The 10,482-nt window shown below is 68.0% G+C and carries 10 protein-coding genes; 4 read left to right on the forward strand and 6 right to left on the reverse strand.

Annotated elements, in window-relative coordinates:
- Positions 1-86: 86 nt before the first annotated feature.
- The 4 genes from ACFWFI_RS35745 to ACFWFI_RS35760 all read right to left on the reverse strand — a co-directional run bounded on the left by ACFWFI_RS35745 (position 87) and on the right by ACFWFI_RS35760 (position 2,034).
- Positions 87-635 (reverse strand): YciI family protein, encoded by a 549-nt coding sequence (locus ACFWFI_RS35745; protein ID WP_387398673.1) that lies wholly within the window; start codon positions 633-635, stop codon positions 87-89.
- A gap of 41 nt (positions 636-676) precedes the next feature.
- Positions 677-802, reverse strand: a complete 126-nt coding sequence (locus ACFWFI_RS35750; RefSeq protein WP_387398653.1) for a hypothetical protein — start codon at positions 800-802, stop codon at positions 677-679.
- Positions 803-1,097: 295 nt separating this feature from the next.
- Positions 1,098-1,448 carry a hypothetical protein gene (locus ACFWFI_RS35755; RefSeq protein ID WP_387398655.1) on the reverse strand — a complete coding sequence of 117 codons (351 nt, stop codon included), beginning with the start codon at positions 1,446-1,448 and terminating at the stop codon, positions 1,098-1,100.
- A 64-nt stretch (positions 1,449-1,512) separates the two neighbouring features.
- Positions 1,513-2,034 carry a hypothetical protein gene (locus ACFWFI_RS35760; RefSeq protein WP_387398658.1) on the reverse strand — a complete coding sequence of 174 codons (522 nt, stop codon included), beginning with the start codon at positions 2,032-2,034 and terminating at the stop codon, positions 1,513-1,515.
- 375 nt (positions 2,035-2,409) lie between these two features.
- Between ACFWFI_RS35760 and ACFWFI_RS35765 the strand changes: the two genes are divergently transcribed.
- The 4 genes from ACFWFI_RS35765 to ACFWFI_RS35780 all read left to right on the forward strand — a co-directional run bounded on the left by ACFWFI_RS35765 (position 2,410) and on the right by ACFWFI_RS35780 (position 4,739).
- The gene (locus ACFWFI_RS35765) at positions 2,410-2,997 is read left to right on the forward strand and encodes a transposase (RefSeq protein WP_387398660.1); all 588 of its coding nucleotides are present in this window, start codon (positions 2,410-2,412) and stop codon (positions 2,995-2,997) included.
- A gap of 253 nt (positions 2,998-3,250) precedes the next feature.
- Positions 3,251-3,541, forward strand: a complete 291-nt coding sequence (locus tag ACFWFI_RS35770) for a hypothetical protein (protein ID WP_387398662.1) — start codon at positions 3,251-3,253, stop codon at positions 3,539-3,541.
- A 210-nt stretch (positions 3,542-3,751) separates the two neighbouring features.
- On the forward strand, positions 3,752-4,168 hold the full coding sequence (locus ACFWFI_RS35775) for a GFA family protein (RefSeq protein ID WP_387398665.1): 417 nt from the start codon (positions 3,752-3,754) through the stop codon (positions 4,166-4,168).
- Between the two features lie 73 nt (positions 4,169-4,241).
- A complete protein-coding gene (locus tag ACFWFI_RS35780) occupies positions 4,242-4,739 on the forward strand; it encodes a DedA family protein (protein ID WP_387398667.1) in 498 nt (165 codons plus the stop codon).
- 42 nt (positions 4,740-4,781) lie between these two features.
- Here the strand turns inward: ACFWFI_RS35780 and ACFWFI_RS35785 are convergent, their stop codons facing one another.
- Together ACFWFI_RS35785 and ACFWFI_RS35790 are read right to left on the reverse strand one after the other, a co-directional pair.
- A complete protein-coding gene (locus ACFWFI_RS35785) occupies positions 4,782-5,336 on the reverse strand; it encodes a hypothetical protein (protein WP_387398669.1) in 555 nt (184 codons plus the stop codon).
- 156 nt (positions 5,337-5,492) lie between these two features.
- Positions 5,493-10,482 (reverse strand): golvesin C-terminal-like domain-containing protein (locus ACFWFI_RS35790; RefSeq protein WP_387398671.1); only part of this gene is annotated, 4,990 nt, incomplete at its 5' end.

Here is a 10,482-nt window from a genome sequence, read left to right on the forward strand (position 1 = left end):
TGCATCCGCGGGTTCGGGTGGAACACGAGGTTGCTGAGCGATCCGAAGGGCTTCGGAGGTGATGTCGGCCTGGGCGTCCTCGGTCGTTACCGGCGCCCGCCGAACTGCCAGTTGTGCACCTCGATGTCCGCATACCGGTCCGGGGCCAGGATGGCGTGTGCTGTGTCCGGGTCCGGCGCCTGGACCAATGCCGCCGTGCCCAGCCAGGTGGCGCCGTCATCGGACAACAGCGGCCCGTAGGCGATCAGCCCGTCCCGGTCTGGCGGCATCGCGGTGTCGGCGGTCTGCCCCGTGCCGAGGCCGAGCACCAGGTATCGGTTGCCGCCAGTCCGGCCGCCGGGGAAGTCCCACATGGTGCGCCCCAGCGTGTTGTGCCACCGTCGCAGCAGCACGTCCCGGTAGACGCCGGCCTGGTAACCGGGCTCGTCGAAGGCGAACGCGCGGGCAGCGGCGGGATCGGGCAGGTCGAGGATGTGCACGCTGCCGGTGGGTGTGTCGCCGTTGTCGGCGAGGGTTGGGCCCCGGGCGATCATCTCTTCCGCGTACTGGTCCATATATGACCAATGCTCTTCCAGTAGCTCGTAGCGCAGCGGGAGTGAGCCGGGCCGGTCGCGGTGGTAGCAGAAGAACTCCATGCCCAAGGGTCTCTTCACGGGGGCAGCCGGTCGAGCGAGTTTCACCGCGACGGCTGCTCGACGGCCTGTTTCAGCAGAGCACGTGCGGAGTCCGCGTAGCGCATCGCGGTTTTCTCGTCGAGTCCGAAGACCTCCGCGAGGTGGAGAGGGTCGGGGTCGTTGGCCAAGGCCTCTCGAGCTGCAAGGTCGACGCGGAGTCTCTCGGAAGTCGCGTCCTGCCTCGGCTTGACCCGCGCCTCCTCGCCTTCGATTCGACTGCAGACCGGTCGGACGAAGTGAGAACGCTTCAGGAATCCCGAAGCTGCGTCACGGATCGGTAGAGCACTCGAAGGAGAAAGAACCCCCTGGCCACGGTGTCGGAGATCCAGTCAGGCTCAGGGGAACTCACGGGATGTCGCACGCTCCTCCTGGTCCTCGCCGACGCTCCGTTCGACGTGTTTCCTCGGGACCTGAAGGTGTCCCTCACGCTCGCAAAACTGTTTGGCGGCCTTGTAGTTCATAGCCCATTTGCCGGCCTGCGTACCGCACTGACGTCACCCACCGCCCCAGGTCCTCGCCCTGGCCCATGACCTCGCCCGCCTCGGTGGGCAGAGCCTCGCCCGCGTCCAGGTGCATCCGGACCAGGTGGAAGGAGCGCTGCCAGGTCACCGGCCAGCTTGGGCACCAGGACGCGTCGATCTCCTCCAACTGCTCGCGCCGCTCGCCCGACAGCGCCCCGGCCGACTGGATCAGTGGGCTCAGCTGCCTGACATCGTTGCGGCTGCCGCCGGCCAGCGTCGTGGTCAGCAGGATGCCGTGCGCCTCGGCGGCCACGTGGTGCTTGTTCCGGCCTTGCCCCGTCCTTCAGGAGCGGACGCTCGGGCTCCTGGAAGCCCCCTCACTGTGCAGCGGCTGGCCCCGTCGTTTCGGCAACTTCCTCCAGCCTGGCTCGAGCAACCTCCGGGCCGGTGCCCAGAGAGGCGTCCATGTTCGCGGCTTGGTCGATGAGCCACCCATCGTCGCCGTCGAGTATGAGCCGGAGAGCGGTGTCTATCCGGTTGCCCGTCGCCGGGTCCAGATGCATGGTCGCACGTACGCCCACACCCGCCCGATAAGGACCGTCTGCCTCCATGTCGAACGGCTTCCCCATGGCCACGCGGGCGTCCATGTAATCACCGACACGAGGAAGATCTCTCATCTCTATGCACTCGGCGACAGTCCCCTTCCGTAGACGCTCGGTCACAGACTCGCAGACCTCCTTCCATCTCCTGTCCAGTGATGCCTGCGTATACCGTCTGGCTGCCTCGACTGCGGAGGCTCTCCGCTCCTCATCCCCCACACCACTGTCGCCACAGCCCGCAAGCGGAACAGCCATCAACAACGTCAGCAACCCAGCCATTCGCACGATCCGCGCGTTCATGTCTCGTTCCCTCCGTAACCGACCGGGCCTGAATCCCGCGCCCTCGCAGGATTACAGCACGTAGCCCGCCGCCGCTGCCCGCCAGTACACCCCCGGACGCCGAGCTCGTCCACGCGGCGAAGACGGGCCCACACCCGCCCGATCCAGGAATCCAGGGCAGGGCCCCGGGTCGTGCTCAAGAGCCGTCTGGCGGCCGGAGCGGGAGCCGCTGCAGTCGGCTTTCGTGACCCGGTCTCAGTGGGTGTCGCCGACTTAGGGCCGGCTCGGCGACCTACGCCGAGGCCATCCGCCGCGTCCTGCCCGACGCAGTGCAGGTCGGTGACCGCTGGCATTTGTGGCACAACCTGTGCGAAGCCGCCCTGACTACTACGCCAGGTGGGAAGCGGACGGCACCACCCAGCAAGTCCACGACCTCTTACGAGACAAGACCCGCCGAGCCCACGGCCGCAGCCCGCAACCGACCGCGGTCGTGGTCGACGCGCAGAGCGTGGAAGACCTCGGCAAACGTGGCCGGGACCAGCCAGGGGCATCGACGCCGGCAAGAAGATCAAAGGACGCCAGCGGCACCTGATCACAGACTCTCTCGGCCTGGTGCTGGGCGTCATCGTCACTGCCGCGTCCGTGCACGACGCCGCCGGCGGCAAGCTCCTGCTCGATGAGCTGGCCGCCGCTCATCTCAGCGTGTCCAAGGTCTGGGCCGACGGCGGCTACCAGAACAGCGTCCTCAACCATGGCGCCAGACTGGGCATCGATGTGGAAGTCGTGCAGCGGCCTCGGGCGAAGGGATTCGAGCCGCTGCCGAAGCGGTGGGTGATCGAGCGGACCTTTGGCTGGCTGATGCAGCACCGCCGTCTGGCACGGGACTACGAAGCCCTGCCGCAGAGATCCCAGACGATGATCCACTGGGCGATGGCTAACAAAATGTCCCGCGAACTGACGGGAGAATCTACACCAACCTGGTGAATCGACGCGGACATGCCCGTCACACCAGCATGGACGTTGATCAGATGCCCTCTGAGCGCCCATGCCGCTGCCGGTGTCTGCCTCAAGTGGGTGATCGACGCATAGGGTGCCAGCTGTGAGCAGCGAAGATGTACACGCAGACCGATTCATCGGGGAGTTCCAGGAGCTTGAGCACGGTCGCACCAATGGGCCATCCCTGCGAGGGTCCGCGCGGAGCGAGGGCGAAGAGCATGAAGCGGATCTTGTCCGTTACTTGCGTGGGGGATCGGTGCTGGCCGCGACCACCTCGCGGGTTCACGACGTCCTCAGCCCCGGAGAGGGGCTGATCGGCGGTCTGCATCTCCTCACTGATGGTGAGTGGTTCTGGTACACGGACCTGGCGCACTACGTCGAGCACTACCACGTACCCGTGGACGCCCGGTTCATCGACCACGCACGCCGCCGCGGCTGGACACCGCCTGAGTTGAGCGACGCTGACCTCGTACGGATCGCCGAGGTCTTCTTTCCTGATGACTCTGCACCCGTCATTGACGACGGGCAGTAGAGAGGGGGAACCGGAACGGCTTGACGGCATAGCCGCATGAGGTGTCTCTCTGCTGAGGGAGGTCTTCATTCGCGTAGGACACAGCGCGGCCGGGGCCCGGCTGCTGCCCTGCACGGTCAGCGGCGATCGCGGCTTGTCGCTGAGCTCGTGGCAAGCGGTGCTGTCAGACTGATGGGCTCAACTCGCCTACTTTGCTGCGGAGATAACCTGATGAACGCCACCTCCGAGGGAGCCGAAGAGCGCACTGGCGGATGTCTGTGTGGTCGGATCCGCTTCACCGCCACGGGCCCGGCGGTATACCCGCACACATGCCACTGCGACCATTGTGTGAAGCTCGGTGGGGCCCCGGTGATGTGGTGGGCCGGCTTCGAGCGGGTCACGTGGACGGGCAAGGATGAGCCGACCTGGTTCGAGACGTTCCCGGGCAAGGCCAAGCGCGGCTTCTGTCCCACCTGCGGCACCCGAGTCGCGGCGGTCGACTGCGATATTCCGGAGATCGGCATCAACGTCCCGGCTCTCGACGACACCAGCGCCGCGGACCTCACGCCGGTCAACGCTTCCTTCCGCGAGAACGCGGTGCACTGGATGCCCTCGGTGCCCGATACCCAGCACAGCCCCGTCGGCTAGCACCCAAACCGCTCGGGCGACCAATACGGTCCCGGCCCCGCAAAGCTGGCCCAGCCTGGCGTCGCCGGGCATCGTGGATGACATCGCGCTCACAGCCGGAGCCCTGTACGTGATCGTCCTGCTTCGCGCCGGTGGGACGTTCGCCGTCGGGTGGCTCGCCGGCGCCGGTGCCCGGCGCAGCAGGTTCGCCGGGAGAATCTCTTCCGCGAAGTTCCGGCGTGCCGAGCGGGGGATCCAGCGGTGGGGCGCGCCGGTGGTGGCCGTCTCGTTCCTTACGGTCGGTTTTCAGACCGCCGTCAACTTTCTCGCGGGCAGCATGCGCATGCCGTTGCCGCGCTACCTTCCCGCCCTGTTCCTGGGCGGGGCGGCCTGGGCGCTGATCTACGCGACTGCCGGGCTCGGCGCGCTCGAAGTGCTGGGAAGGCTCTTCGCCGAGCGGACCGCCCTCGGGGTGTCCGCCCTGGCCGTCCTCCTCTGCGCGGTGTCCGCGCTGGTGGTGTACCGGAGGAGGAGAGCGGCCCTGTCCTCCTCCTCCTCCTCCTCCGGTGACACCGTGGCCGACCCGTCGTGAACCGCCGGGTGCGTTCGCGGTCAGCCCGCGGTCACACCCTCCTCACGTCGCGGAGGCGCCCGCGCCCCGTACCTGGACCGTGCGCGCGAGCGGGTCGCCCGGCTCCACCCGGAACTGCGCCGCCAGCTCCCGGCCCGAGCCGGCCAGCACCCACTGCCGGTTCACCACCCGGCCGTCGACGGCGAACTCGTGCCTCAGGACGGGCAGTTCGGTCATCCGTGCGAACCACTCCGCCGCCCTCCCGGCGAGGAATTCCGGCGATCCGTCATCCTCGATCAACGTTTCCAGGGTTCGCTCCAGGGTGTACAGCTGATCGTGGAACTCTCCGCCGACGAGACGCGAACCGGTGAAGAACGCACCGACGGTCAACACGTGCTGCTCGGGCCGGGTCGTGGGATCGGACAGCCCCAGGGTGACCAGAAGTTCCGTACGGTTCTCGAAGACGGCGAACGTCGCGAAGGTGTCGTCGGGCTCGCAGTTCCATCCGCCGGACTCCGCCCGCTCCCGCAGCGCGGCGAGAAACCGCAGGCCGTCCTCGGTGGGCTCCAGCTCCGGATCGTCGTCGAACCAGACGCCGGACGTGTCGTACTCGCTCATCACGCTCTTCTGCCTCGCAGGGCCCGGAAAGGGCCCGAATCGTTGTGACCCGACGAACGGCCTGGCCCCCGCGGTCACAGTGCGCCGCGGGGGCCAGGATATCGGGGGTGGTCACCGGTGCCTCAGGGGTGAGTCACCGGGAGACCAGGGGGTGAGTCACCAGAGACTGTTCAAGAAATCACCCGCCTTGCTGCCGGCGTAGCTCCCGGCGATACCACCGGCGATACCGCCGATCACGCCTCCGACGACTCCACCTGCGGCTGTTCCGGCGCCGGGGATGATGGACCCGATCGCCGCGCCCGCCGCTGCGCCGATCTTGGCACCGGCCCACGCGCCGGCCAGGCCGCCGGCCAGGCTGGAGCCGGCCGACACGGCCGCCTCGCCCTTCTGGCCGTCCGGAGCCGACCAGACCTCGTAGGCGGCGACGCCGACACCGAGTGCGAGCAGGCCGCGGCCGCCCCACTTGGCCGCCGTGCTCAGCTTGCTCGCGAAACTGGAGCCGCTGGACACCGCGCCCGCGGAGGACGTCCGTGCCGCGGTCGCCGAGGCTGCCTGCGTCGACCGGACCGCCACCAGCTCGGTGCTCGCCCGGCTCGGGATGGCCAGCTCACCGGGCGAGGTGTGGATGGCCCGGCCGCTGTCGAACCGGCCGCCCGGCTTCCACTTGGCGTCCGCCGGATACTGGCCGCGCGCCGAGTCGTTCTGGCAGTTCTCGCAGACGCCGATGATGGGCTGCTTGGACGGCCGCTGGTACGAGATGGCGTTGCCGAACCGCACCTGATCCATCGGCAGACCGAGCTTTCGCGCGCAGTCCCGCTCGGCGCAGCCGAACGGGTTCGACGACATGCCCGCCGCGTAGCGGCCGGTCGCCGGGTCGTAGGCGCCCACGTAGGTGCGGCCCTTGACCTTCGTCGTGCGGATGTAGTGGTCGCGGATGGTGTTCATCATCTCGTCGACGAGGTCGGTGACCGTGCCCGCGCTGTCGACGGCGAACGACGGCCGGCCGTTGGAGCTCAGCCAGCTGTGACCGTCCAGCTCCACGTTCGACAGCGGGTTGCCGCCGGCGAACGCGTACCGGTTGCCGGTGACCGGGTCGGACGCGAGCCGCATGTCGGACAGGGCCCCGTTGTACATGTCACGGGAGAGGAACCGGTTCATCCCCGTGGAGTAGGTCCGGAAACCCATGTTGTAGTTGCCCGAGGCGGTGTCGACCCGGGCGCTGTTGAACCGGTACGCGTTGTACGGCTCGGTGCCCGCGCCGCCGCCCGCGCCCGGCTTGTCGGCGCCGGACATCTGGGAGTCGTCCTGGGCACCGTACGCGGTGTAGCCGTACGTCGCCTTGGTGTTGCCCTGGTCGTCGGTGAGCGCCGCGACGTCCGAGTGCGGGTTGTAGGTGTAGTAGGTGTAGTCCTTGGTGCCGCCCGTGCCGTGCACGATCTGGCTGAGCCGCTCGCCCATCGGCGAGTACTGGTAGGACTTCTTCAGGATTCCGTCGACGGTCTCGCTGACGGCCGCGCCGCCCATGGCCAGGTAGTCGAAGACGGTGGTCTTAGCGGACCCCGTCCCGGCGCCCTTGACCTCGGAGACCGTACGGCCGAACGCGTCGTACGTGAAGTCGGTCCTGTCCAGTCCGCTCCCGTTGTTGTTCTGCTGGGACGAGATCCGGTCGTAGCCGTCGTAGGTGAACTTCTCCAGCACCTCGCCGGCGCCGGTCACCGTGTCCATACGGCCGAACGGGTCGTAGTTGTACTTGATCGTTCCCGAGGGGGTGCTGCTGGACAGCAGCCGGTCCCGCGAGTACGTGTTGGTGACCGGAGAGCCGCCCACGTTCTGGGACGTGATGTTGCCGTTGTCGTCGTAGGCGTAGTCCTGCGGCGAGGAGCCGTCCGAGTTGCGCACCGAGGCGATCTGGTCGCGCGGGGTGTACACGTTCGTACTCGTCCGCGACAGGTACGCGGCGTGGTTGTCGGCGTCCTGCGTGGTCGAGACGTCCCGCGTCCGGTTGCCGTTCGGGTCGTACGTCAGGGAGTGCTCGGCCACCAGGGTGCCGCCCGACGTCCGCTCGGACGACTTCTTCAGCGAGCTGTCCAGGTAGTACTCGAACGTCGCCACGTTGCCGTTGCCCTTGGTCTGCGTGGCGAACTGCCCGGCAGGGGTACGGGTGTAGGACGTCGTCTTCGGGGAGGGGTCGGTCGCGGACTCCTTGTTCACGACCTTCGACAGCAGACCACGCACGTCGTAGTCGAACGCGGCGCTCCGCGCGTCGTGGGTCTGGCTGACGATGTTGGAGTCGGCGTCGTAGCCGAATCCGGTGGTGTTCTTGACGTTGCCGGCCGCCTTCTCCTGGAGCTGGGTCAGCCGGTCCCGCGCGTCGTAGCTGAACGCGTAGGCGTCGTACCGGGCGCCGGGCGAACCGTCGGTGAGGTCCGTCATGTTGCCGTTGACGTCGTAGCTGTAGCCGAAGGACTGCGGCGGCAACTGGGTGTCGCCGGAGTTGTCACGGACCAGCTTCACGGCGTCGGCGGCGACCGTGCCGCCGGCGTTCTGCGCCAGCGAGACGCGCTGCGGCGTGGTGCCGCTCGCCTTAAACGCGTAGCTGCCCAGGGAGACCCAGGTGCCCGCGTTCCTGGTCTGGTCGACCGGCTTGGTCGCCGAGCCGCCGTCGTGCTCCACCTTGTAGGAGGCGGTGGTCGCCGCTCCGGTGACGGCCGGGTACTTCACGTACACCTGGTACGCGCCGTCCTCGGGGATCGTCGTCTCCCAGGTGAACGCGTCCGTGCCCGCGCCGGCGGCGTGGGTGGCGTAGTCGTGTCCGGTGAGCCCCGTGCCGGACGAGGACGAGGTCCACGTGCCGGTCTTCGAGACGTTCTGGGTGTCGGAGTTGTCGACCAGGACGACCTGGAGGCCGACGGGCACGCCGGTGTCGGAGCGGGTCTGCAGCTTGCCGTCGGGGAAGTAGCCCCAGTTCATCGTCCGGGACGACGAACCACCGGCGCTGGTGAGCGTGCGCCGGGTCTGCTGGCCCAGGGTGCTGTACTCGTAGCCGGCGACGATGTCCCACGGGTCCGTGGACGCCTTCACCCAGCCGTTGTCGAAGTAGCTGTACGTGGTGTCGTTACGGGTCGTCTCGCCCTTGGAGGGCGGGGCGCTCACCTTGGTCAGCCGGCTGACCGCGTCGTAGGTGTAGTCGGTCTGCACGGGCTTGTTGTAGAACGGGTCGTTCGCGTCGTACGGCGAGAGACGTGCCTTGACGCGCCCCAGTTCGTCGTAGACGGTCTTGGCGGTGAACGCGCCGTCCCGCCCGGAGGCGACACCGCGCGGGGTGATCACCGCGGTCTGGCGGCCCACCACGTCGTACTCGTACTTCGTGGTGTTGTACGTGATCGTGCCGCCGGGGTCGTCGTGCGGCGCGCGCACCTGGGTGACCTGGCCGCGCTCGTCGTACGTGGACCGGACGGTGTTGCCGTTCTCGTCCGTCGCGGACAGCGTCAGGCCGTCCATGTCGTAGGCCGTCGACCGGGTGTAGCCGGCCGGGTCCTTCGTCGAGACGGGACGGTGGTCCAGGTCGTAGGTGTAGGAGGCGCTGAAGTCGTCGGCGGCCGCGGTGTCGTTCTTCAGCGGGTCGACGACGGTGCTGACGTTGCCGACGTCGTCGTACGAGGCGGTGGTCCGGTTCCCGAACGCGTCGGTGATCGTGACCGGCCGGTTGAGCTCGTCGTACGTGTACGTCGTGGTGTGCGCGCCCGCGGCCGCTCCGGCCAGGTTGCCCTTGGGCAGCGTCACCGACAGCTGGTTGCCCACCGCGTCGTACGTGTACGTCGTGGTGCGCGCCTGCCCGGTGGGGGTGTCCTTCGGGTCGCTGAACGAGGTCACCTGGTCGCCGGCGTCGTAGACGGCCGTGTGGACCGCTCCGTTCGGCGCCGTGGACGTGGTGATGTTGTCGTTGGCGTCGTACACCGGCGCCGGGTTGTCGATGTACACCCCGGCGGCCTGGTCCTTCGGCGTCCGGCCGTTCGTCGGACGGCCGTAGACGTCGTAGTTCTGGGTGACGGTGTGACCCAGCTCGTTGGTCGACGAGGTCACCTCGCCGCGCGGGCCGTAGGCCACCGTCGACGTCTTGTCGAGGGCGTCCGTGGTCGTGCGCGGGTAGCCGGCCGGCCCGTAGTCCGCGTACGTCGTGGTGGTGTTCGCGGCGTCCTTCGCCGTGAGCATCTGGCCGTACCCGTCGTACGTGTACGCCGTGGTGTAGTCGCCGGCCGTCGGCGTCGCGACGCCCTTCGGGTCGGTGACCGCGGTCAGGTTGCCGAAGGTGTCGTAGCCGAACTGCCAGGCGCGGCCCTCCGGGGAGGTCTTGCGGAACAGGTCGGCCGAGTAGCCGTCCACCCGCGTCTGGTACTCGTACCTCTGCGCGTCGGCCGGGTAGACGCCGGGCGCGCAGTCCGAGGACGGCGGGACGCCGGCCTTGTTCTGCTCCGCGGTGCGCTGCCAGAGCGGGTAGCCCGTCTTCTGGTCGTAGCAGTACGCGGCCTTGGCGCCGTTGTTCTCCTCGACGTACGTGACGTTGTTGTCCGCGTCCCAGCTCATCCTGGTCGTCTGGGACTTGGTGTTGGTCGTCTGGACCGGGCGGCCGAAGTCGTCCGTGACGAACGAGGTCCCCTTGGCCCGGGCGTCCGTCACCCGGGTGTCGACGAACTTCGGGTTCGCCGCGTTCTGCGCGTACACGAAGCCCAGGTCACCGCCGTTACGGTCGGTGATCTTCTTGCTCCACCAGTGGTACTTCGGGTCGTCACCGGCGGACGGTGTGTTGTACGTCAGCTTCGTCGGGTTGCCGCGCGGGTCGGTGACGCTCACGAGCTTGACGTTCTTGTTGCCCTGCGTCGCGTCGTACTCGAAGAGGAACACCTTCGGCTGGGCCGAGCCCGCGCCGTCGGTGAGCTTCGTCAGCAGACCCTTGTCCGAGTACTCGAAGGCCAGCTTGCGGCCCGAGACGTCGGTCACCGACTTGACGTGGTCGGCGATCTTCGGGCCGACGCCGTCGGCCTTCGTGAAGTACGTGACCGTCAGCGACTGCCGGTCCGTCGGATCCGTGATGTACGTGAGGAACTTGGTCGGCTTGTTGTTGGACTTCCGCTCCTCGTACGTGTAC

This window comes from Streptomyces sp. NPDC060209 (genome assembly GCF_042728155.1).
In the GTDB taxonomy this organism is placed as follows: Bacteria; Actinomycetota; Actinomycetes; order Streptomycetales; family Streptomycetaceae; genus Streptomyces.